The 24381-nt window shown below is 44.7% G+C and carries 23 protein-coding genes; all 23 read left to right on the top strand.

Annotation, left to right across the window (positions count from 1 at the left end; translation table 11 throughout):
- Window positions 1–84 precede the first annotated feature (84 nt).
- The 23 genes from ACO53F_RS08710 to ACO53F_RS08600 all read left to right on the top strand — a co-directional run bounded on the left by ACO53F_RS08710 (window position 85) and on the right by ACO53F_RS08600 (window position 24380).
- Complete coding sequence (locus tag ACO53F_RS08710) at window positions 85–1425, top strand: MurT ligase domain-containing protein (protein WP_485138112.1); 1341 nt, start codon at window positions 85–87, stop codon at window positions 1423–1425.
- A gap of 19 nt (window positions 1426–1444) precedes the next feature.
- Window positions 1445–2116, top strand: a complete 672-nt coding sequence (locus ACO53F_RS08705; protein WP_485138111.1) for a type 1 glutamine amidotransferase — start codon at window positions 1445–1447, stop codon at window positions 2114–2116.
- Between the two features lie 264 nt (window positions 2117–2380).
- Entirely contained in the window at window positions 2381–3472 is a 1092-nt protein-coding gene (locus tag ACO53F_RS08700; protein WP_311465576.1) for a PTS sugar transporter subunit IIC, read from the top strand.
- A 28-nt stretch (window positions 3473–3500) separates the two neighbouring features.
- Window positions 3501–4532, top strand: a complete 1032-nt coding sequence (locus tag ACO53F_RS08695; protein WP_023391101.1) for a branched-chain amino acid aminotransferase — start codon at window positions 3501–3503, stop codon at window positions 4530–4532.
- A 199-nt stretch (window positions 4533–4731) separates the two neighbouring features.
- Complete coding sequence (locus tag ACO53F_RS08690; RefSeq protein ID WP_485138110.1) at window positions 4732–5307, top strand: thymidine kinase; 576 nt, start codon at window positions 4732–4734, stop codon at window positions 5305–5307.
- Window positions 5308–5318: 11 nt separating this feature from the next.
- A complete protein-coding gene (gene prfA / locus ACO53F_RS08685; RefSeq protein ID WP_485138109.1) occupies window positions 5319–6398 on the top strand; it encodes a peptide chain release factor 1 in 1080 nt (359 codons plus the stop codon).
- The gene (prmC, locus tag ACO53F_RS08680; RefSeq protein WP_485138108.1) at window positions 6382–7245 is read left to right on the top strand and encodes a peptide chain release factor N(5)-glutamine methyltransferase; all 864 of its coding nucleotides are present in this window, start codon (window positions 6382–6384) and stop codon (window positions 7243–7245) included. The genes prfA and prmC overlap by 17 nt, the downstream gene beginning before the upstream one ends.
- A gap of 19 nt (window positions 7246–7264) precedes the next feature.
- Window positions 7265–8287: an L-threonylcarbamoyladenylate synthase gene (locus ACO53F_RS08675; protein WP_485138107.1), complete on the top strand. Its 1023-nt coding sequence runs from the start codon at window positions 7265–7267 to the stop codon at window positions 8285–8287.
- 50 nt (window positions 8288–8337) lie between these two features.
- On the top strand, window positions 8338–9567 hold the full coding sequence (locus ACO53F_RS08670) for a serine hydroxymethyltransferase (protein ID WP_485138106.1): 1230 nt from the start codon (window positions 8338–8340) through the stop codon (window positions 9565–9567).
- Window positions 9568–9597: 30 nt separating this feature from the next.
- Complete coding sequence (gene upp, locus ACO53F_RS08665) at window positions 9598–10236, top strand: uracil phosphoribosyltransferase (RefSeq protein ID WP_070755235.1); 639 nt, start codon at window positions 9598–9600, stop codon at window positions 10234–10236.
- 165 nt (window positions 10237–10401) lie between these two features.
- Entirely contained in the window at window positions 10402–11577 is a 1176-nt protein-coding gene (locus tag ACO53F_RS08660; protein WP_485138105.1) for an ATP-grasp domain-containing protein, read from the top strand.
- A 3-nt stretch (window positions 11578–11580) separates the two neighbouring features.
- Window positions 11581–12321, top strand: coding sequence for an esterase family protein (locus tag ACO53F_RS08655; protein WP_070755237.1), 741 nt, complete (start codon window positions 11581–11583; stop codon window positions 12319–12321).
- 302 nt (window positions 12322–12623) lie between these two features.
- Window positions 12624–13508: an ROK family protein gene (locus tag ACO53F_RS08650; RefSeq protein WP_485138104.1), complete on the top strand. Its 885-nt coding sequence runs from the start codon at window positions 12624–12626 to the stop codon at window positions 13506–13508.
- Between the two features lie 12 nt (window positions 13509–13520).
- Window positions 13521–14354 (top strand): MurR/RpiR family transcriptional regulator, encoded by an 834-nt coding sequence (locus tag ACO53F_RS08645; protein WP_070755239.1) that lies wholly within the window; start codon window positions 13521–13523, stop codon window positions 14352–14354.
- On the top strand, window positions 14351–15649 hold the full coding sequence (locus ACO53F_RS08640; protein ID WP_485138103.1) for an ABC transporter substrate-binding protein: 1299 nt from the start codon (window positions 14351–14353) through the stop codon (window positions 15647–15649). Before ACO53F_RS08645 ends, ACO53F_RS08640 begins: the two co-directional genes overlap by 4 nt.
- 221 nt (window positions 15650–15870) lie before the next feature.
- The gene (locus tag ACO53F_RS08635; RefSeq protein ID WP_070755241.1) at window positions 15871–16752 is read left to right on the top strand and encodes a carbohydrate ABC transporter permease; all 882 of its coding nucleotides are present in this window, start codon (window positions 15871–15873) and stop codon (window positions 16750–16752) included.
- Between the two features lie 19 nt (window positions 16753–16771).
- The gene (locus ACO53F_RS08630; RefSeq protein WP_023391088.1) at window positions 16772–17605 is read left to right on the top strand and encodes a carbohydrate ABC transporter permease; all 834 of its coding nucleotides are present in this window, start codon (window positions 16772–16774) and stop codon (window positions 17603–17605) included.
- Between the two features lie 8 nt (window positions 17606–17613).
- Window positions 17614–18300 carry an N-acetylmannosamine-6-phosphate 2-epimerase gene (locus tag ACO53F_RS08625; protein ID WP_023391087.1) on the top strand — a complete coding sequence of 229 codons (687 nt, stop codon included), beginning with the start codon at window positions 17614–17616 and terminating at the stop codon, window positions 18298–18300.
- A 32-nt stretch (window positions 18301–18332) separates the two neighbouring features.
- Window positions 18333–18656: a hypothetical protein gene (locus ACO53F_RS08620; RefSeq protein ID WP_485138102.1), complete on the top strand. Its 324-nt coding sequence runs from the start codon at window positions 18333–18335 to the stop codon at window positions 18654–18656.
- A 29-nt stretch (window positions 18657–18685) separates the two neighbouring features.
- On the top strand, window positions 18686–19129 hold the full coding sequence (locus ACO53F_RS08615; protein ID WP_485138101.1) for a NanQ anomerase/TabA/YiaL family protein: 444 nt from the start codon (window positions 18686–18688) through the stop codon (window positions 19127–19129).
- A gap of 17 nt (window positions 19130–19146) precedes the next feature.
- Complete coding sequence (locus ACO53F_RS08610) at window positions 19147–20064, top strand: dihydrodipicolinate synthase family protein (protein WP_485138100.1); 918 nt, start codon at window positions 19147–19149, stop codon at window positions 20062–20064.
- A 114-nt stretch (window positions 20065–20178) separates the two neighbouring features.
- On the top strand, window positions 20179–23580 hold the full coding sequence (locus tag ACO53F_RS08605; RefSeq protein WP_485138099.1) for a sialidase domain-containing protein: 3402 nt from the start codon (window positions 20179–20181) through the stop codon (window positions 23578–23580).
- A 152-nt stretch (window positions 23581–23732) separates the two neighbouring features.
- On the top strand, window positions 23733–24380 hold the full coding sequence (locus tag ACO53F_RS08600) for a hypothetical protein (RefSeq protein WP_485138098.1): 648 nt from the start codon (window positions 23733–23735) through the stop codon (window positions 24378–24380).
- Window position 24381: the final 1 nt, after the last annotated feature.

Here is a 24381-nt window from a genome sequence, read left to right as displayed (position 1 = left end):
GATGCGTTTGTCTTATTAGGTCCATCTGCAGGCCTATTTATTAGCTTAATGAAGCCAAAATTTTGAAGTTGAAGGAGTCTCTTTATGACCTTACGAAGTAAACTAGCGACTGGTATTGGTCGCTTAACCCGCTGGGCCTTAACGACCTTTACCAGTGGAGGTTCTAGCCTACCTGGTAAATTAGCTCTAGCCCTAGATCCAAATCTTCTAGCCGAGTTGGCTAAGAACTATGATGTCGTCATTATTACTGGTACTAATGGTAAGACCTTAACGACAGCACTAACAGTGCACGCCTTAGCTCAGTCTTACGACCACATCCTGACTAATCCAACAGGTTCTAACATGAAGCAAGGGATTGTATCTACCTTCCTGTCTGCACCTGCCTTACCTAAAGGGCAACGAGGTGTAGCTGTTCTGGAAGTCGATGAGGGCTCCCTTAAACACGTGGTTAAGGCACTGGCTCCTAAGGCTTTTGTCCACACTAACGTTTTCCGGGACCAAATGGACCGCTATGGCGAAATCTATACTATTTATAAACTCATGGCGGACGCTGCTAAGCAGGTGCCAGAAGCGACTGTGATTGCCAATGGAGACTCTCCTCTATTTAATTCAGTGGCTTTGCCTAATCCTCGAGTATACTTCGGTTTTGATCATGAAGAGGACCATGAGGTAACGCCTCACTATAATACGGATGGTATTCTCTGCCCAGAATGCCAGCATATCCTTCGTTATCATAGCAATACTTATGCCAACTTAGGGAAATACTATTGCCCGCATTGTGGCTTCAAACGTCCAGATTTAAATTATCGCGTGACGGCTCTGGAAGAATTAGCGCTGACTCATTCGCGTTTTGCCATTGAAGGACATGAATATGCTATTCCAGTAGCAGGGCTCTATAATATCTATAATGCCTTAGCAGCCTATAGTGTGGCTCGTGAATTTGGTGTATCTCCTGAGGCCATTGAAGCTGGCTTTAAGCAAGCAGAGCGGGTGTTCGGCCGTCAAGAGTTCTTTCAAGTAGGAGATAAGAAAGTTTTACTTAATTTGGTTAAGAATCCAGTCGGCTTGGATCAGGTCTTAGCGCTTATTAAATTAGATCCTGAACCTTATAATTTAGTGGCCATTCTCAATAACCGCTATGCGGATGGGACAGACGTCAGCTGGATTTGGGATGGTCATTATGAACAGATGGTTGATTTTCCAATCCAAGAAGTCTATACAGCAGGGATGCGGGTTAAGGATATGACCAAGCGTCTTGAGGTAGCAGGGCTTGATTCAGAACGCATCCATGAGTTAGATAGTCTTGAGGCGGTTGTTGCGGCTATCGAAGCGAGCACGACACCACATATTCATATCTTGGCTACCTATACCGCCATGTTAGATTTACGTAAATTACTAGTAGCCAAGGGCTACCTGAAACAATAAAATGGGAGGGCTAGATTGAATGAAAACTTTACGAATCTGCCATCTCTATGGCAATCTCTTGAATACCTATGGAGATAATGGTAATCTCCTCATGCTGCAATACCATGCCAAACAAGCCGGCTATCAAGTAGAAACAAAATTGGTCAGTCTAGGTGATGATTTTAAGGCGGATGACTACGATATCGTCTTTATCGGTGGTGGTCAGGATTACGAGCAGGGGATTATTGCGCGCGATATTGGCCGTCTAAAGGATGAATTAGAGCGTTATATTGAATCAGATGGTGTCTTGCTTGCCATTTGTGGTGGCTTCCAATTTTTGGGTCAATACTATATGACAGCAGAAGGGCAGAAAATTGAATGCCTAGGTATTTTTCCCCATAAGACAGAACGCCAAGAAGGCACTCGCTTCATCGGGGATATTGAAATCTATGATGAAGTCAATCAAGTGACTTATTATGGCTTTGAAAATCATAATGGGGTGACCACGCTAGGTCCCAATCAAGCACCGCTTGGTCGCGTAGTGACCGGTCATGGGAACAATGGCCAAGACAAAACCGAGGGTATGCACTATCGCAATACTTATGGTAGCTATTTCCACGGCCCGCTTCTAGTACGGAATGAAGGTTTAGCAAAACATTTGGTAGCATTGGCTATTGCCAATCATGAAGCTAAGAAGGCTTCAAAAGTCTGAGCCAGCTATAAAGGATTAAAGAGAGACTAGTTGCCTAGTCTCTTTTCTTGTGCCTTAAGTAAGAGGTGATGGCGGATCTCTGAAGAAATTTCACAAAAATAATCTCAGGATGTAGGTAATTAAATGAGAAGTTCGTGATAACTATTTACTAGCTTTGACTTCTGTGTTTGTCCTTCTAAGGATTATTTTCAGAAAAATGAAAAACTACCTTGCAATAAGATTAGAAATAAGTTAAAATTATGGCATCCTAAAAAGAAACGAGGTATCTCTATGACGAATGAAAAGACCAAATCGTCTGCCTATAATTTTATAAACAATGTATTGAATGGGACAGCCATTGCTATCGTAGTAGCTTTGATTCCTAATGCAGTCTTGAAGGCTGCCCTCACAGCCCTTCAGAGCAATTACCCTGCCATTAAGCCATATTTAGTGGACTACTTAAATATTATTACCATCTTCCAGTTCTTCATTCCTGTTATGGCGGGGTTCTTGATTGCACATCAATTCAATATGAAGCCAATGCAGATGATTGCGGTCGGTGGGGCTACCTTTATCGGGTCCGGTGCTTGGAAAGCGGTAGAAGCTACTATCGGTGACAAGACAGGCCAAATATTCCAACTTGCTGGGACCGGGGACTTAATTAATGCCATGGTAACGGCAGCCCTTGCGGTAGCGGTAATCCAATTAGTGGGTCATCACTTCGGTGCGCTAGAAATTATCCTTTTACCAATTGTAGTAGGTTCCGGGGTAGGTTTACTTGGCTACAAGCTTCTTCCTTATGTTAAACAAGTGACAGATACGATTGGTCACGTAATTGAAACCTTCGTACAATATCAACCATTCGTAATGAGTATCTTAATTTGTATGTCTTTTGCTATCTTAATCTTAACCCCAATTTCAACCGTCGCAATCGGCTTAGCCATTTCATTATCCGGCCTATCAGCTGGGGCGGCCTCTATGGGGGTCGGGACTACGGCTCTGTACTTAGTCTGGGCAACTCATAAGAAGAATAAGCCAGGTGTTCCAACTGCAATTGCTTTAGGTGCTATGAAAATGATGATGCCTAACTATCTGACTCACCCTATTATGTCAGCCGGGCTTCTCTTATCTTCAGCTATTACAGCTGTTTTGGTCCCAGTCTTTAACTTAACAGGGACGCCACAAACCTCTGGTTTCGGTTTAGTTGGTTTGGTTGGTCCAATCGCTTCCTTACCAAGTTTAGGAAATAACTTCTTGCTAATGCTCCTAATCTGGGTGGCTGTGCCAGCAGTTGTGACTTTCCTAGTTCACTTCCTCTTCACCAAAGTCTTGAAACTCTATGATGAAGAAATTTTCGTATTCAAAGGTTCTAACTAATCTCATTATTATATTGGAGGAATAGACAATGACAACACCAGAACAAATGGATTGGAATAACTTAGGTTTTGGCTATACTGATACGGGAAAACGTTACCGTGCGTACTACCGTAATGGTGCTTGGGAAAAGGGTGGCATTACAGAAGATGCCACCATTACCATGAGTGAAGCGGCTAACGTTTTACACTATGGTCAAACATGTTTTGAAGGTTTGAAGGCTTACCGCACCAAATCTGGTGAAATTAACCTTTTCCGCGTTGATCAAAATGCGGCGCGTATGCGCCGTTCTGCTGAGCGTCTTTTGATGCCGGCTTACCCAGAGGATTGGTTTGTTGAAGCAGTTAAAGAAGTGGTAGCAGCTAATGCGGATTGGGTGCCACCTTATGAATCAGGCGCGACACTTTATATCCGTCCTTTCCTCATCGGCTTAGGTGCATCAATTGGGGTTTCACCTGCAGATGAGTACCTCTTCGGAATTTATGTATCTCCTGTAGGTGCCTACTTCAAGGGTGGCTTAACGCCAAGTAACTTTGTTGTATCGGATTATGACCGTGCAGCGCCACAAGGGACAGGGGCTGCTAAGGTAGCAGGTAACTATGCTGCCAGCCTCTATCCAGGTAAGAAGGCTAAATTAGATGGATATACTGACGCTATCTATTTGGACCCAGCAACCAAGACTAAGATTGAGGAGGTTGGGGCAGCTAACTTCTTCGGGATTACTAAAGATAACAAATTCGTTACGCCATTATCTCCTTCAATCTTGCCATCTATTACCAAGTATTCACTCTTATACTTAGCCAAAGAACGCTTGGGCTTGGAAGTAGAAGAAGGCGATGTGTATGTTGATCAATTAGATCAATACGTAGAAGCTGGCGCTTGTGGGACGGCTGCCGTTATCAGCCCAGTTGGCTCAATCACAGTTGGTGATAAGAAGTATGTCTTCCATTCTGAAACAGAAGTGGGGCCAATCACTAAACGTCTTTATGATGAATTAGTGGGCATCCAATACGGAGATGTTGAAGCTCCAGAAGGCTGGATTCAAAAAGTACCAGTTAAATAATCAGGATTAAGGGGCAGGAAGTCAAGTTCCTGTCTTTTTGTTATGGAAAAATTATAGGTTCAGAAGGATAGAATTTTAGATGGGCTGAGCTAGCTAGCTTTGCTGATTCTTTGATTGACTATTGAGCTCTTTTCCCTTATCATTACTAGTTGGGACAGTGAAATTTGCGCTTAAAAATACCCAAGAAAGGATGCTTAGTGTGGCACAGTTTTATTTTAAGTATGGCGCCATGAATAGTGGGAAATCGATTGAGATTATTAAGGTGGCCCATAACTACGAAGAACAAAATAAACCGGTTGAACTTTTTACCAGTGCCATTGATACGCGCGTTGAGGTAGGGATTGTCAATAGTCGGGCTGGTTTCCAACGCCAGGCTACGCCTATTACGGAGGATATGGATCTATTCGAAACCATTAAGTCCTTGACACCTAAGCGTTATTGCATCTTGATTGACGAATCGCAATTTCTCAGCAAAGAACACATTTTGCAGCTAGCGCGAGTAGTGGATGAACTTGATATTCCAGTCATGTGCTTTGGCCTCAAAAATGACTTCACCAATGAACTTTTTGAAGGGTCAAAATATCTCTTGCTCTACGCTGATAAGATTGAAGAAATTAAAACCATCTGTTGGTTCTGCCACCGCAAGGCCATAATGAATTTGCGGATTTCAGATGGCAAGCCTGTTTATCAAGGTGAACAAATTCAAATCGGGGGCAACGAGTCTTACTACCCGGTTTGCCGTCGCTGTTACAAGAATCCTGGATTAATTAAGTAAAGGAGACCACTATGTTTGAACAATTGGATGCCCTCATTTTTCGTTTTGAGGAATTACACGAATTACTCAGTGACCCAGAAGTCATCTCGGACTCCAAACGTTTGCGGGAACTGACCATTGAAGAAGCTGACCTGAGCCCTAAGGTAGCAAAAATTAAACGCTACAAGCAGGTCCAACAAGAAATTAAGGATACTGAAGAGATGCTAGGCGAAGGCCTAGACGCTGATATGGCTGAATTGGCTAAAATGGAATTGGCTGAATTGAAGGCTGAAAAACCTCGTTTAGAAGAAGAAATTAAGGTTATGATGTTGCCTGAAGACCCAAATGATGGCAAAAACATCATCATGGAAATCCGCGGGGCAGCGGGTGGGGACGAAGCCCAGCTCTTTGCTGGTGATCTTCTCAATATGTATACGCGATACGCTGACAGCCAAGGTTGGAAGGTTGAAGTATTAGATGCTAATATTACCGGTATCGGGGGCTATAAGGAAGTCAGCCTCATGATTACCGGGCATAAGGTTTATAGCAAGCTTAAGTTTGAGAACGGAGCCCACCGTGTGCAACGGGTGCCGGAAACAGAATCTCAAGGTCGTGTGCATACCTCTACCGCAACTGTAGTCGTGATGCCTGAAGCTGAAGAAGTCGACTTAGATCTTAAGGATGCTGATATCCGGGTAGATATCTATCATGCTAGTGGGGCCGGCGGTCAGCACGTCAACAAGACTGCCTCAGCAGTTCGTTTGACTCACTTGCCAACTGGGGTAGTCGTTGCGATGCAAGATGAGCGGAGCCAACTTAAGAACCGGGAGAAGGCTATGAAGGTCTTGCGTGCCCGAGTCTATGACATGCTCCAATCAGAAGCCCAAGCAGAATATGATTCTAACCGTAAATTAGCAGTTGGTACTGGTGATCGTTCAGAGCGTATTCGGACCTACAACTACCCACAAAACCGGGTAACTGACCACCGCATTGGTTTAACCATTCAACAACTCGATGCCATTATGTCGGGGAAATTAGATGAAATTATCGACGGGTTAGTTCTCTTCGACCAAACCCAAAAATTGGAGGAGCTCAATGGCTCTCAAATCTAATGCAAGCCTGGCTGAAGTACTCAAGAGTGCTTCAGTTTTTTTGGAAGAAAGAGGTTTTGATGGAAGTCTGGCCCAGTCATATTGGCTGCGAGTCTTTGATTGGACTCTAACTGATTTGGTCAGACAGCTTCAACAGACTCCTAACCAGGAGGTCTATGAGACCTTTCAAGAGGTTTTAGAACGCCTAGTGAGGCATGAGCCCTTGCAGTATATTTTAGGTTATGAAGACTTTGATGGTCGCCGTTTTAAGGTGACACCTGCTGTCTTAATTCCACGGGAAGATACAGCTGGCATCTTAGATTTAGCGGCTTCCTGGTTAGAAAAGCATCCAGAAGCTAGTCAAGCTCTGGATTTAGGGACGGGATCCGGTATTCTAGCCATTAGTTTGGCTTTGCGTTATCCGCAACTTCAATTGACCGCGGGTGATTTATCGCCTGAAGCCTTAGCTATTGCCAAAGAAAATGGCATAAGCCTTCAAGCCGCTGTGGATTGGCTGGTGACGGATGTCTGTCAAGGTTTGCCTCAAGATAGAGCTTATGATTTAGTAGTATCAAATCCACCTTATATTAGTGAGGCAGAATTAGATTTAATGGATGAGTCAGTTAAACGTTATGAGCCGTCTATGGCTTTGTTTGCTGAGCAAGAGGGCTTGGCTTTCTATCGCCAACTGGCTAATCAAATTAGGGCCTATCTCAAGCCATCTGCTTGCTTGATTCTAGAGATTGGTTTCCGGCAAGGACAGGCGGTTGCAGCTATTTTCAGTCAAGCCTTCCCACAAGCCAAGGTTAGCTGCCATCAGGATTTGAATGGGCATGATCGTTATGTCCAAGTAGAGATTAATGAATGAAAGGAGATGATCGCCTAAAATGTTAACCCAGAAATTTCGTTTGGGAGAATTGGATGAAGCGGCCGCTCTCTTAAGAAGAGGTGAGCTAGTCGCCTTTCCTACCGAGACAGTTTATGGTTTAGGCGCCATCGCGACTAAGGAACAAGCAGTTGCTAAGGTCTTTCAAGCTAAAGGTCGTCCTAGTGATAACCCACTCATTGTTCATGTCAAGGATGCCCAACAAGTCTTGGACTATGCGGCAGAGGTGCCTAAATTGGCTAAGGATTTAATGGAGCGCTTTTGGCCGGGTCCTTTGACTATTATTTTGCCTGTCAAAGCAGGTGTCTTTCCGGCAAACGTTAATAATGGCCAAGAAACGGTTGCCTTTCGTATGCCTAACCAGCATTCAGCCTTACGTCTAATAGACTTAGTGGGGGCGCCGCTAGTTGGGCCAAGCGCTAACTTATCTGGTAAGCCTAGTCCAACAAGCGTCGACCATGTCATGCAGGATTTTGATGGAGTCATCGCTGGCGTAGTGGCGGGGGATACGGATCAAGCCCAAATCGGAGTGGAATCGACGGTGGTTCGCCCTATGTCAGACCGCTTAATCATTCTACGGCCAGGTGCTATCACCCAGTCCATGCTGAAGCAAGTATGTCCAAAGGTTCAAGAATTTTCAGTAGCAGAGCAATTAGCTGCTCCTCAGCTCCAATCACCAGGCGTTAAGTATCGCCATTATAGCCCTAAACAAGCTGTGTTTTTGTTTGAGTCTTCTGAAGGTCTCGCCAACCTTCATGCAAAGCTAGTTGCTAAGGGAGGAAGAGTCGGTTTGTTGGCAGATGAGTCTATTATCCAAGCCTTAGGTCAGCAAAGTCCAGTTGTAGCGACCTACTCTTTAGGTCAGCCCAATGATGCGGACAGTGCTACTCGTCAACTATATGCCGGCCTGCGGGCTTTGGAAGCGAGTGATTGTGATTGGATTTTAGCTCAAGCAGTGCTAGAATCAGAAAAATATCACGCCTACATGAATCGTTTGAACAAAGCGGCTACAAGTATGTTATAATAGAAGGCAGAACATAGGTTGGCAGGAGCCAACCAAAAAGGAGGTTACCTATGACTGAAAGTTTACATGATACCTTGGTTTTTGAAACCATCGAGCGTGAAGAACGGCGACAATTAGAAGGAATCGAGTTGATTGCCTCAGAGAACTTTGTTTCACCTGCAGTCCTTAAGGCACAAGGAAGTGTCTTAACCAACAAGTATGCTGAAGGCTATCCTGGCCGACGCTATTATGGTGGCTGTGAATACATTGATGTCATTGAACAAGCAGCGATTGATCGAGCGAAAGAACTTTTTGGTGCGGAATACGCCAACGTACAACCTCACTCTGGTTCATCTGCCAACCTTGCTGTTTACCGGGCTTTCCTCAATGTTGGCGACCGTGTCTTGGGCATGGATTTGTCACAAGGTGGTCACTTAACACATGGTTCGCCTGTTAATTTCTCTGGTCAGTCTTATGAGATGCATGCTTATGGTGTAGACCCTGTTACTGAATTGATTGATTATCAAGCGCTAGAAGCTCAGGCTGAGGCTGTAAAACCTAAGATGATTATTGCAGGGGCATCTGCTTATTCCCGTACTATTGACTTTGAACGTATTGGTCAAATTGCTAAGAAAGTAGGGGCTATCTACTTTGTGGATATGGCCCATATTGCTGGCTTAGTTGCGGCAGGTCTCCATCCTAACCCAGTGCCTTATGCGGATGTGGTAACAACGACGACCCATAAAACCTTACGGGGCCCTCGTGGCGGCTTGATTTTAGCTAAGGCACAGTATGCTAAACAACTCAATATGGCTATTTTCCCAGGCATTCAAGGGGGGCCACTGGAGCATGTAGTAGCCGCTAAGGCGGTTGCCCTCTTGGAAGCCTTGCAACCAAGTTTCAAGACTTATGCAGCGCAGGTGATTAAGAACGCTCAAGCCATGGTGGAGGTTTTCTTAGAAAGTCCTCTGCGTGTCGTATCTGGTGGGACGGATAACCACCTCTTCAATCTTGATGTGACACCACTGGGTGTGACAGGGAAAGAGGCCCAAGAGCGTCTGGATCAAGTAGGGATTACCGTTAACAAGAATTCGATTCCTAACGACAGCCGTTCCTTTATCGATCCAAGTGGTATTCGGATTGGGACATCTGCTATTACGACGCGCGGCATGAAGGAAGCGCAAGCTCAGACTGTTGCCCGTCTGATTCTCAAGACCTTAACAGCTTCTGACGACCAATTGGCGGCTATCCGTCAAGAAGTCAAAGAACTCGTTGCTGGTTTACCACTTTATCAAGCTTAAATTGATTGACTCAGAAAAGGAGAGACTAAGATGGCAAAATGCGTAGTAATTAACCACCCACTGATTCAGCACAAACTAACCATTATTCGTGATAAAAATACCTCTACCAAGGCTTTTCGCGAAGTAACCAACGAAATCTCTATGCTTATGGCTTATGAGATTACACGTGATTTGCCAGTAGAAGATGTGGTCATCGAAACGCCCTTAGTTGAAACCACTCAAAAGCGGATTGCCGGGAAGAAAATGGCGATTATTCCAATCCTAAGAGCTGGCTTGGGCATGGTCGATGGGATTTTGGATTTGGTGCCTGCTGCACGTGTGGGGCATATTGGTCTCTATCGTGACCACGAAACCTTAGAGCCAATTGAGTACTTTGCTAAATTACCTCAAGATATCGAAGAGCGTCATGTCTTTGTGGTGGATCCAATGCTAGCGACAGGAGGCTCAGCAATTGCAGCCTTAGACCTTCTGATGAAAAAGTATGGCGTTAAGCCAGAAAATATCACTTTTTCTTGTTTGGTTGCTGCACCAGAAGGGGTAGCAGCTTTACAAGCGGCGCATCCAGATGTGGATATCTATATGGCGGCGCTAGATGAGCGACTCAATGAACACGGCTATATCTTGCCAGGGCTTGGAGATGCGGGTGATCGTATTTTTGGTACTAAATAAGGAAGAAAGGCTAGGAAGAGATTTCCTGGCCTTTTTATTATGCCATTTGTTACGCGTTCCGAACATTTGGATCAAGAAATTGGCCTTTTCTTACTTTAATACTTGTATTCATTCAAAATACATGATATTCTAATTTATATTTAATAATTATGTTGAGGTGAAACTATGAATTACTTGATGATGTCCCCCCATTTCCCTAAAAACCTCCAGAATTTCGCAATTCGACTTAAAGAGCGTGGTGTGAATGTATTGGGGATTGGCACAGAGCCTTACGACTGGCTCTCACCAGAGTTACGTGAAAGCCTCACTGAATACTACCGTGTCGAGGATATGGAAAACCTTGATGAAGTGAAGCGTGCGGTAGCTTTCTTAATTTATAAGCATGGGCCAATCGATCGTCTGGAATCTAATAACGAATACTGGCTAGAGTTAGACGCTGCCTTGCGCGAGCAATTCAACGTACCTGGGGTCAAACCTCGTGACTTAGAAAAAACCAAGTATAAGTCAAAAATGAAGAAGTTATTTGAGAAAGCTGGCGTTCCAGTGGTGCCAGGTTATCTAATCAAGAATGAAAGTCAACTCAATAAAGCTTTGAAGGAAGCTGGCCTCCCCGCAGTAGCAAAACCTGACCGTGGAGTAGGGACAGCAGCAACTTATCGACTTGAGACCAAAGAAGATGTCGCAACCTTCTTGTCCGAGTGGGACCAATCTATTCCCTATTTTGTGGAGCCTTATGTCTTGGATGCGGAGCTCTGCACATTTGATGGCTTAGTTGATGAAAAAGGACAGATTGTCTTCTCAACGAGCTTTGTCTATTCCTTGCCGACCCTAGAATTGATTGAGGGCCAGTGCGATTATACTAATATTGTTCAAAAGGATGTAGAAGCTCAGTTGGCTGCATACGGCCAAGCGGCAGTCAAGGCCTTTGGTATGAAGGAACGCTTCTTCCATATCGAATTCTTCCGTCGTAAAAAGGGAGACTACGTAGCCATCGAGTATAATAACCGACTGGCTGGCGGTTATACAATCGATCTCTATAACTATGCTTATGGTTGTGATCTCTATGCTATCTACGCCGATATCGTAACTGGGAGGCTAGAAGAAAGCCCAAGCTATGATCGACATTACGGGGTCGGTATCTCACGTCGTGACGAGTTGGCATATGCACATAATATCGATGAAATCCGAGCAAAATACGGTGACCGTGTGAAAATGGTCGATCGCTTGCCAGATGCTTTTTCGGCTATTATGGGGAATGAGTTCTTAGTCATTCTAGCGGATACGCAAGAAGAAGTTGAAGAAGTAAGTCATTATGTACACAAGAAACAAGGAGGACAATAATAAATGCACGTAGAATGGTTAAGTCACTGGAGTGGTCAACTCAATCGCGAAATGCCCCTCAACCGCTATGGTCACGCGGGTTTACCGATTGTGGTTTTTCCTTCATCAGGCGGAACTCACAATGAATATGCCGACTTCGGCATGATTGATGCCTGTCGCGATTCCATTGAAGCAGGACGGGTTCAATTTTTTACCTTGGCTAGTGTGGACAGTGAGAGCTGGTTGGCTGACTGGAAATACCCTCACGATCGGGCTGAAATGCATCGGGCTTATGAGCGTTATGTTATTAGCGAGGCGATTCCTTTTATTAAGCATAAAACGGGCTGGTTTGATCCAATGATGACGACAGGTTGTAGCATGGGTGCCTACCATGCGCTTAACTTCTTCTTACAGCATCCAGATGTTTTCCGCGGGGTGATTGCCTTGAGTGGGGTCTATGATGCACGTTTCTTTGTAGGGGAATATGGCGATGACGTGGCAATCTATTCTAATTCGCCAAGTGACTATGTCTTCAATCAGCACGATCCTTGGTTCCTAGATCAATATCGTCAATCCAATATTATCGTCTGTACCGGGCATGGGCCTTGGGAACACGATGGTCTGCCATCCTTCTATAAGGTAAAGGAAGCCCTAGAAATGAAGGGAGTGCCAGCTTGGTTTGACGAGTGGGGCGGCGATGTGGCCCATGACTGGCCATGGTGGCGCGTGCAGATGCCATATTTCTTGAGCCGTTTAGGTTTATAAGATAAATGAGGCTAGGAGTCTTTCCTAGCCTTTTTAGTTTGCCTCTTAATTCTAAAAAATAGGGTAGTCAATCGGCTGATTCTGGAAAAGGAAGATAAAAACAGCTAGAATAACGGATGTAAATCAATGAAAAATAGGTGACGATTTCATGTAAATGCCATGGCTACAATATCTAAAAATGGAGCTGTTAGAAAATCAGGCATGAAAATAATTTTCTTAATAAAAACACTTGAAAAATATTTTCTTTGGTGTATAATGAAAGCGTAATCAGTTGGAAGACAGAAAGAGAGGTGACAAATTGGATGAATTACTTGTGCTTTGATATTGGCGGGACCTTCATTAAATATGGTCTCTTCAATGAAAAGGGGGAAGCGCTGGGCCAGACTCAGAAGGTCAAAACTAGCATTGACCAGTATTCTAACCAGATATTGCAACAAGTTCTTTCGATTACCAAGCAGGTTCAATCCCAGGAAAGCCTATCGGGCGTGGCGATTTCAACTGCTGGAGTGGTTGATTCTCGTGACGGGTCTATACGATTTGCAGGGCCCACTATCCCAGGTTATACGGGGACACCACTCAAGGTTGAAGTGGAAGCACTCACTAGTCTGCCTTGCTATGTGGTAAATGATGTGAACGCAGCTTGTTTGGGTGAATACTGGCAAGCTAGTCGAACAGGCCAGCCACCTAAGTCCATGATATGTTTTACCATTGGCACAGGTGTAGGGGGAGCCATTGTTTTAGATGGACAACTGCTAACCGGTGTGAGCGACATGGCCGGAGAGGTTGGTTACTTACCTATTGGCAAAGCGGCCTTTCAGGAATTAGCCTCAACAACCGCTTTGTTAGAACAGGCGGCTCAAGCGACAGGCGAAAATCTCAGTGGGGAAGCCTTCTTTGACCGCTTGGAAGCAACAGGAGATCCAGTCTTAAGCCAAGTACTCGACCAATTTCTAAATCATTTAGCCACCGGACTTTTATCAGCGATTTATCTGCTGAATCCAGAAGTCCTTGTCCTAGGGGGAGGAATTCTAGCACGTGCTGATCTCATTATGCCACGTCTAATGGCAATCTTGGAGCGACGTGTGATTGATCCTCGCTTCCTCACAACAGAGATTCGACCAGCCCAGTCAGGTAACGATGCTGGGATGTTAGGGGCGCTATCTCAACTCATTAAGCTAACTCAATAAGGATGTGATCCCATGGGAGTATTAGAGCGAATTGAAGCCAACTTCGTTCATCTATCACCAAAGGAACAGCTCCTTGCAACCTATATTATGCAAGAAAGTCCCTACTTTACTAACATTACCATTAGCGAGATGGCCAAAGAAACAGGTGTTTCAGCCGCAACCATTACACGCTTTTGTCGTAAAGTAGGGTGTGAGAGCTTTGTCGATTTGAAAATTCAACTGCAAGCTAGTGAAGGGGAGTCGGCAAGTAATCACCAGAAACATGATATGTTCGATACGGTTAGTGAATTCTATAATCGTATCATTCAACGAACGTCAGAATTACAATCAGAATATCAGCTCCGTCAGTTAATTCAAGTTCTCTCTCAGGCTAACCGAATCATGGTTTATGGGATGGGATCCTCGGGGTTAACGGCTCGGGAATTGGCTATTCGCCTTTCGCGTATGGGACTACCAGCCACGAGCGAGACGGACTCACATATGATGATTATCTCCAGTACGGTGACACGTTCCAGTGACGTGGTGATTGCCATTAGTAATTCTGGTGAAACAAAGGATGTGATTGATGCTTTAGGAAATGCCAAGCAAAATGGCGCCATTTTGGTGGCCATAACTAGCATGAAGGGAAGTAGTTTGGCTAAGCTAGCTGATGAGACCCTTCTGGTACATAACAGCCGTTTTGTCAATAGTGAGTTTTTTGTTAATACTCAACTACCAATTTTTTTCCTGATCGACATCATTACCCTAATGATGTTGGAAGAACCAGTCTTCAATCAGAATATGCAGAAGACCATTCAAGAAATTACTTCTATCAATCAAAAATTACAAATGGGGGAACCATCATGAAATTATCAAAAGTTTTTGCAGCTGCCTTATCTTGCGGGATTTTATTAAACACAGTTGTGACAGCGGTACCAGCCGATGTGCGTGCTGAAGAGACAGTAACCATCAAATACTGGAACTTCCCTAACTTTACCAGCGACTCAGAATTCAAGACTTCTGAAGAATACGATGCAGCTTTGATTAAAGCCTTTGAAGCTAAGAACCCAGGTATCAAAGTAGAATACCAAAAAATCGACTTCACAGACGGTCCAGCTAAAATTGAAACAGCAATCCAATCTAAGACCAACCCTGACGTAATCTATGATGCACCAGGTCGTATCATCGACTGGGCAAGCAAGGGTTACTTGGCACCATTCAAAGACGTTGACACTTCAAAATTAAATGAATCAGCTGTTAAGGCTAGCTCCTTCGAAAACGAATTATATCTCTACCCTCAAGGGATTGCGCCATTCTTGATGGCCGTTAACACTAAGTTGACTGATAAATTAGGCGTGACAGATCTCTTGCCATTCGAAAAAGAAGGTCGTAACTGGACACCTGAGGAATTCCAAAAATTCTTAGAAGCAGTTCATGAAAAAGACAAAGACCTAATTCCAACCGTTGTATATGCTAAATCTGCAGCTGGTGACCAAGGTCCTCGCGCCTTTGTTTCAAACTTATACGGTTCTTGGATTACTAACGATGAAGTAAATAAATACACCATCAATGACGAAAATGGGGTAAAAGCCCTTCAATGGATTCGCGAACAAGCACCTAAAGGCATTATCGGTCAAGGGGCCGCTTTAGAAGCAAAAGATGCTTTGGAATACTTCAAGTCTGGTAAGTCTCCGTTAAGTATCTTGGCAAGTCCAGGTCTCTACGCTCAATGGAAATCAGTAGAAGACTTAAACGTGCGCTTCTTACCATTCCCTAATGCTAACAAATCACCTAAGTATGAATACTTAGTAGCAGGTCCTGCAGTCTTCGATAACGGCGACGACAAGAAGATTGAAGCCGCTCAAAAATTTGTAGACTTCATGATCAACGATCCAGAATGGGGTACTCGTACCTTGAAGGCAACTGGTAACTTCTCTGCTCAAAAAGGCGTGAAAGGCCTCTACGACAACGAAGAGTTGAAGTTTGCTGAAGGCTTATCAGATCACTTCGGTGCTTACTACAACACCATTCCAGGTTACGCTAAAATGCGTCCACTTTGGTTCCCAATGCTCCAAGGGGTATTGTCTGGCCAAGGTGATGTAAAAGAATTAGTGGACAGCTACGTAGAACAAGCGCAAGCAACCTACGAAGAAGCAAAATAATCCACACTATAATCTGAATTCAGAGAGTGCTCGATTTACTGGGACAAATCTAGCGCTACCCGGACTAGGTTCTCGCGTGCGACTAATATAAACATCCTACTCCCAAGCGCCCAATATTTTGGACTAGCGGGAGTTTGGGAGTAGTCGTTTATAGTGATCGCGACCTAGGGTAGCCGATTTGTCCCTTTTATTATGAATTATTCTCTCGAAAGGAGATCTCTATGTTAGCCAAATTAAGAAGAAAGTACGACTTTAGCGCCTATCTTTTCATTGCACCTGCTATGGCCTTCTTCCTGACTTTCGTACTCTATCCAATGTTACGCGGGATTTACATGTCCTTGCTCAAGTATAGAGGGCGGAGAGTTAGCTTTGTAGGCTTAGATAACTACACCAAGCTCTTAGGCGATCAGACTTTTATCAAGTCTTTAAGTAACACTATTTTCATTGTAGCAATTGCAGTGCCAATTGTAGTAGTCTTATCGCTCTTCATCGCCATTAACATCTATAACAAATCAGCTCATGTACGGAGCTTCTTCCGTGGCGTCTTCTACTTGCCAGCTGTATCCTCAGTTGTTTCGATTACAGTGGTATGGTTGTGGATTTATAACCCAGACTTTGGGATTCTCAATTATATTCTCAAATCCATGAATGTCATTGAAGGTAATGTTCAATGGTTAGGGAACGCCTCTACTGCTATTTACGCAGTCATTGCCGTTCTAATTACGACCAGTATTGGTCAGCCGATTATTCTCTATATTGCAGCTTTAGGGAACGTTCCAGTGGAACTGCTCGAGTCTGCTAAGATTGACGGTGCCAACAACTGGACCATCTTCAAAAACATTATTTGGCCATTGATTATGCCAACGACCCTTTATATCGTGGTGACAACCACCATCAACAGTTTCCAAATCTTTGCCTTAATTCAATTGATGACTTCTGGTGGTCCTAACTATGCGACAAGCACCATCATGTACCAAGTCTATGAAATGGGGATTAAGCAGCAATCCTTTGGCCAAGCCTCTGCATGGGGTGTTGTGCTAGCCTTGATTATTGCTTTAATCTCGGCTGTTCAATACAAATACTTCAACCGCGATATTGATTAGGAAGAGGTGACGATTTAACATGGAATTCAAAAAATTCGGTCTCTACAACATTATTTCCTTCACATTGTTGGCATTCTTGACCATTTTCTTCATCTTCCCATTCTATTGGATTGCAACAGGTGCCTTTAAGGTTCAAGACGTCGCCATTGCCATCCCACCAGAATGGTTCCCGATGAGCCCAACTTTAGATAACTTCAAATCACTCCTAGTGCCACTGACTGCACGTTGGTTCTTCAACTCTGTATTCGTTTCAGTGGTAACAACCATCTTGGTCTGCACGACGGCTTCCTTAGCAGGCTATGCCTTAGCTAAGAAACGTTTCCCAGGCGCTGGCTTACTCTTTGCCGTATTTATCGCGGCCATGGCCTTGCCAAAACAAGTTATCTTGATTCCTTTGCTTCAATTGATTACGGATCTTAAACTCATGGATACCTACCGCGCCTTGATTTTGCCGGCTGTAGGTTGGCCATTCGGGATCTTCCTCATGAAGCAATTCTCCCACTCTGTACCTGATTCTCTCTTAGAATCTGCAGACATTGACGGATGTGGCGAAATCAAGAAATTCGTCAATATCGTCTTACCAATTGTTAAACCAGGTATTGGTGCCTTGGCTATCTTCACCTTCATTTCCTCTTGGAATGACTATTTCTCTCAATTGGTATTCACTAACTCAGAAACAATGAAGACTTTGCCTTTAGGTTTGGCGTCTATGGCTCAATCTGCTGAGTTCTCTCTTAACTATGGGGTCCTCATGGCTGGTGCGCTCTTAGCTTCCTTGCCAATGATTATTGTCTTCCTGATGTTCCAAAGCTTCTTTGCCCAAGGTATTACAGTCGGGGCGGTGAAAGGATAGTGACTACAATGCATCCAACAATTGAAAGATTAAAAGGAAAACTGATTATTTCCTGTCAGGCTTTACCTGGCGAACCGCTCTACCGAGAAGAAGGTGGAGTCATGGTTCTCATGGCCAAAGCAGCTATTGAGGCTGGAGCCGTCGGTATCCGGGCCCAAGGGGTTACAGATATTGCCCAGATTAAGGAAGCCTTTGATGTGCCAGTGATTGGAATTATTAAGCGAGCTTATCCAGGTTATGGTTCCTACATCACCGCCACCATGCAAGAAGTGGATGAGCTAGTAGCAGTTGGTTCCGATATTATTGCCCTCGATGCTACCTTACGTGAGCGGGCAGGGGAGACCTTGGATGAGTTCATCGCTCAAATCAAGGCAAAATACCCGAATCAATTGCTGATGGCCGATATTTCCACTTTGGAAGAGGGACTGAATGCTGAACGCCTAGGTTTTGACTTGATTGGGACTACCATGAATGGTTATACGCCGTATACGGAAGGTCAAACAACCGGTCCTAACTTTGAGTTAATGAAAGCCTTAGTGGAACAAACCCATACTCCAATTGTGGCTGAAGGTAAGATTCATACACCAGAAGACCTAGCAACAGCTTTCGCCCAAGGGATTCACACAGCTGTTGTAGGCGGCGCTATTACGCGACCACTAGAAATTGCTAAACGCTTCGTTAGTGTAGTAAACTAAAGAAATGCAAGAAAGAGAAAGGAGTGCCTGATATGACCCTGGAGCAACTGATTATTGGTTGGTTCTTCTATGGAATCTTCTTCATGGGCTTGTCGGTTTTGGCAACCTACCTGATTAACCGAGTAGCCAAGCGTTACTATACGGCGCCACTCATTATCAATGCGGTAGCCATTATTCTTCTCATGGGGATGGTCGCCTTAAAACAATTTACGGCAGACATGTTCCTACAGAATTACCTCTTTACCTATATGCCAATTGTGGCGGCTAGTGTCACCTATAATCTGGTACTCTTTCTCATTCGACGCGGGCGACCTCTGCACGATCCTCGCGAAGAAGCCTTAGATACAGATAAATAAGCAATTGTCGGCAAAGAGGAGGTGAAAAGATGATTGTAGATCACTTACAAGGTCTTCAAGAATACAGCGACCGAATTCCCCATATTAAAGCAGCACTCGATACATTCAATGGCTTAGCTCAAGAAGCTATCGGCCGGTATGATTTCGAGGGTGGTTACTTCTTCATCCAAGATGGCGAGCTAGGTGCAGTTGATGAATCGCATTATGAAGCCCATCAGAAATGGTTAGACATCCATGTCCCGCTTGAAGGACATGAATATCTCATTGTGGCCCCTACATGTCAGCTGAATGAAGTCACAGCCTACGATGCCGAAAAGGACATTGCCTTTTTGGATGGTCCCATCCAGACCATTGTCAAACTCTATCCTGGACAAGCTTGTGTAGTTTTTCCAGAAGATGCACATAAGCCTGCCCGCCATTTGGGCCAGGTTAGTGCTTATAAAAAGTTAGTTATTAAATTACCGGTTGCATAACCAAAGGAGTCTTAAACGTGTCAAAATTCGATAAGTACAAAGGAATTATCCCTGCCTTCTATGCCTGCTATGACGATGAAGGCAATATCAGTCCAGAACGCACCCAAGCCCTAGCTAAGCATTACCTAGAAGTAGGGGTCAAAGGTCTCTACGTTGGCGGTTCGTCTGGCGAGTGTATCTACCAAAATGTAGAAGAACGTAAACTAGTCTTAGAACATGTTATGAAGGCAGTTGGTGGCAAGATGACCATCATTGCCCATGTCGCAGCTGCCTCCACGCGTGATTCAGTTGAGTTAGCTAAGCATGCGGAAAGCCTAGGGGTAGATGCCTTAGCAGCCATTCCACCAATTTACTTCCGCTTGCCAGAACATTCCATTAAGGACTACTGGAATGCTATGATTGATGCCACAGAACTTGACTTCATCATTTACAACATTCCGCAACTGTCAGGCTATGCCTTAACTCCTAGCATGTTCAAGTCAATGTTGGAAAATCCTAAAGTGATTGGGGTTAAGAACTCTTCTATGCCAGTCCAAGACTTAATCACTTGGAAGTTGACAGCTGGTGACCGCGAAGTAGTCGTCTTCAACGGTCCAGATGAGCAATTCATCGGTGGTCGTGTCATGGGGGCTGATGGGGGAATCGGTGGTACCTATGGGGTAATGCCAGAACTCTTCCTAGCAGCTAATGCAGCCCTAGAAGCAGGCGATTTAGCTCTAGCATTTACGATTCAAGGTCGCATTGATGAAATCATCTTCACCTTGGTAAGTGGTAAAGCTAACCTTTATGCCGTACAGAAAGAAATCCTCAAGCGTGAAGGCCTCAACTGTGGTTCTGTTCGCCCACCATTAACAGGTGTTGGGCCAGAAGACCTGGCCGTTGTTGACAAGGCGCACGCCATGATCCAAGCCGCTCGTACGGAATTTGTTAAATAAGCACTCACACTATGCAAGACCTGACTACTAGGGTGCTAGCTTTATGCTAGAGACCCTAGTAGCCAGATTTTGTCGTATCAGCAACCCAAAATCCCTATAATTTGGAGGCTTAACATGAGTAAACAAGCAAAAAATCTTTTCAATCGTCGGTCTCGCTTCGCTATTCGTAAATTAGCGACGGGAGTCTTCTCAGTTGTCATTGGGCATGTCCTATTTTTATCACCTCAAACGAGTGTTGCGGCTCAAGAAATCCCCCAGACAAGCCCAACAGAGGCTATTAGCCAACCTGAAAATGTAAACGTTTCCGAAAAAGTGAATGAGCTTTCTGAAACTAGCAAGTCTGAAGAAGTCCCAGCATCTGACGCAAGCTCCCCCAAAGCAGAGGAAGAAAGCTCGGTCTCAAGCTCTGAGAAAAACGAAGAGTCCAGCCAACCTCAACGGGATGAAATCGTGCGAGAAGTGGGGCGTGAAAACCAAGTGTTAGACCAAAATGATGTCGCAACCAATCAAGAAAATAATCAACGGGTGGATTTATCTAAGCATCTTGATAGTCTGAAAAAGTTGACTAATGCCACCATCCATATGGAATTCAAACCGAGTGAGCAGGCGCCACAATTCTACAGTCTATTCTCAGCTTCTAGCAATAAATTTGTGAATGAGTATTTCACCTTAGCCGTTCATAATGGGACTGCATTGGTGGAAGCTCGTGGTCGCCAAGGTGAGCAGTTTTATGGAAGTTATAGTGATGCTCCCCTAAAAGTAACGCCAGGCCAATGGAATTCAGTGACTTTCACAGTGGAACGTCCAGATCCTAACAAAGAAACAGGCCAAGTTCGCCTCTATGTCAATGGGGTCTTGTCACGGACTAGCCCAGTTTCAGGTAAATTTTTAAGTGATATGCCTGATTTGACAGATATACAAATTGGTAAAACACGTAGAGGATCTGACTTACGTTGGGGTAGTGATTTAACAGTACGTAACTTATCCATTTACAATCGCGCCTTATCACAAGAAGAAGTGGGAGAACGCAGCCAACTATTCAAGCGTCAACCTTTACAGTTAGAGCCTGCTCCGGGAGCAGAGATTTCTGATAAAAAGGACGTTTTCGAGAGCGGGCATAGTGGTCAACCGAATGCTGACGGCATTGCCAGCTATCGTATTCCTGCTTTGCTTAAAACTGATAAAGGCACTTTAATTGCTGCCGCCGATGAGCGTCGTCTTCACGCTTCTGACTGGGGCGATATCGGGATGGTGGTACGACGTAGTGAGGATGGCGGTAAGACTTGGGGTGACCGTATTCATATTGCTAACCTACGCGATAATCCTAACCCTGAACGAGCAGACCAAGCCTCTCCTGTGACAATCGACCAAGTGCTAGTTCAAGATCCAAAAACTAAACGTATTTTCTCAATTTATGATATGTTCCCAGAAGGCCGAGGTATCTTCGGTATGTCAGAACATAAGGAAACTATGTATCAGACCATTGATGGTAAGACCTATCAAGTTCTCTATCGAGAAGGGGAGCAAGGTCTCTACACTATTCGCGAGCAAGGGTATGTCTATGCACCTGATGGAACCAAGACAGACTATCGAGTAGTAGTGGATCCAGTTAAACCAAAATATGAGGATAAAGGGGATCTCTACCAAGGTCAGAATCTTTTAGGTAATGTCTACTTCACTAGCAATAAGACCTCACCTTTCCGAGTAGCTAAAGACAACTATCTCTGGTTATCATACAGTGATGATGATGGCAAGACCTGGTCAGCGCCTCGTGATATTACGCCAATGGTAAAAGCTGATTGGATGAAATTCTTAGGCGTAGGACCAGGGACGGGAACAGTACTTCGGACTGGGCCACATGCTGGTCGCATTATCGTGCCAACCTATTCGACTAACTTTGTCTCTCACCTTAGCGGCTCCCAATCAGCTCGTGTCATCTATTCTGATGACCATGGGGAAACCTGGCACATGGGAGAGGCCGTCAATGATAATTTGCCAATTGAAGACGGCACATTACACTCAAGCACCATGGATGATTACTGGTATCAAAATACAGAGGCTTCAGCCGTTCAACTTGATAATGGGCAGGTGAAACTCTTCATGCGTGGCTTGTTTGGCCAGTTGCAAGTGGCTACTAGCTATGACGGTGGCCAGACATGGGCCAAACAATTGGATTACTATCCAGATGTCCACGATTCATACGTTCAATTAGCGGCCATTTCAACCCACCATCAAGGACAAGAGTATATCGTGCTTTCTAATGCTAACGGGGAAGGTAATTCTAGAAGTGAAGGGACCATTCGTCTGGCTCGAGTTGAATCGGATGGAAGCTTGACTTGGCTTCACCATCGCTTGATTCAGCCAGGATCCTATGCCTACAACTCACTTCAAGAGGTGTCGCCAGGTGTTTATGGGATTCTCTATGAACACAAGGAAGGGACTCAAAATGACTTTACCCTATCCTACAAGACAGTTAATTGGGACTTCATTACCAAGGACCCAGTTCAAGCAAATGAAGTCAAGGCTTTGAATACCGAGCACTATGACAGCAAGATTTTTGCAGTGAATTTTGACCACGAAGTGCTAGTAAATGATTCGCCAGTTTTAACCTTATCTAATGGTAAGACGGCACGATTCTATACACAGTTTTCTAACAAAACCCTACTCTTTAGTGCTGAATCAGTGCATGACAAGGTAAGTGTAACGGGTTTAGAGTCAGGCCATATTGAAAGCCTTCATGGCCTACCAGTCAATGTTGAAGGTGTTACCTTGCCGATTAGTCCGGCAGATCCAGTGACGCCAGAACCTGACCATCCAACTGATCCTGTGGTACCTGAGCCAGATAAACCAACTAATCCGTCAGACTCTGACGTGACAGTGCCACTCTATCGTAGCCAAGGAGTCAATGTTACCTACAATCCAGATGGTACTGTGACCTTTGAAGATAATGACAAGGATACGGGGGTTAGTGTCACCATCCCACCAGAAGGTTTAGGCAAGCAAGTAGTGTCTTTACATGTGGGACGTGTTAAGGTGCCTGGGTTGCCTGATAATGTCTTAGTCTACGAAATCCATTTCCAAGACAAGGAGGGCCAAGGCGTTCAAATCCAACGGCCAGCCCAAGTATCCATTCCAGTAGATGGGACGGTAGCTAAGGCCTATCATTTAGATGACCAGGGTAAGCCAGGACAAGCGGTAGACTTCCGTATGTCAGAAGATGGACGCAAAGTTATCTTGACTGCGCCTCACTTCTCACTCTATGCGGTTGAGCTTGGATCAAGTCAGCAAGAACCTAGTCAAACAACTCAATCACAAGCACAAAATCAATTACAGCCAACACCTACTAGCTCGATAATTGCTTCAGTCAATCAAAATCCCGAGGCTTCGTCGAATATGGCTAAACAGGGGCAATTGCCAGCTGCTGGGGAAGAGAGTAATTTCTTCTTTAGTGCTGCAGCACTCAGCCTATTAACTGGTTTAGGGCTTGCAAGCTATAAGCCAAAAGAAACAGAATAATCTTGATAGCTCGGGGGTAGGCTCACCCTTTGGAGCATAACGAATTAAAGACACGACCTTTTCTCCTTTGGTCGTGTCTTTTGTCATTTTGAAGCGCCAAGCTAGGGGGACTAAGTCATAATTTGATATAATAGGGTAAAAGGGGGAGTGAGATGATGAAGTGGGAACAGTCGCTGACAGACTATCTGACCTATCAAGGTCAGCACTATCGTAATCCGGCTAAATTAGATAATCCAGTAGAAATTGAGGACATGGAATGCCTCAAAAGAAGTGGCCAGGCAGCTCGGCAGGCTTTTTCGAAATTGGCGACTGCCTTCGGGCAAGCTTTTCCAGATTGGACTCAGGGGCGAGTAAGTGCCTGGATGAATCAAGCGCAAGTGGCTCGACCTCATTTTTGGGTCTATTATTTTCCACCAGAAAATCGGCCGGCTAGTCCAAGCTTTGCCTTGAGACTAGTATCGGATCAAGGGGCACTCACCGTCTGCTTGGAGTTAAGTTTCATTGAACGAAGTCGCCAAGAGGAGACGCTAGCCCAACAGGCGCGAATCTTAGAAGTGCCAGCACCACAAGAGGCCTATTACTGGGTTCAGGATTCAGATAAGCAAACACGACGCGTGACCACAAGTGAAAGTCACCGGCAAGAGCTGGTACAAGCCTATGAGGCGGGGCAGGTACGCAAGGTACTATTGCGTCAAGATATGCAACCATTGGCGGACTATAGCGACATAGAGGCTTTGGTTCAGGACTTAGTTAAGGCAGTAGCTGGCTTTTGGCCACTTTATCAAGTGACCCAAAGCTAGG

The organism is Abiotrophia sp. (assembly GCF_057275535.1).
The sequence above is the reverse complement of the archived record's forward strand: the minus strand, read 5'-3'. Positions and strand labels throughout refer to the sequence as shown.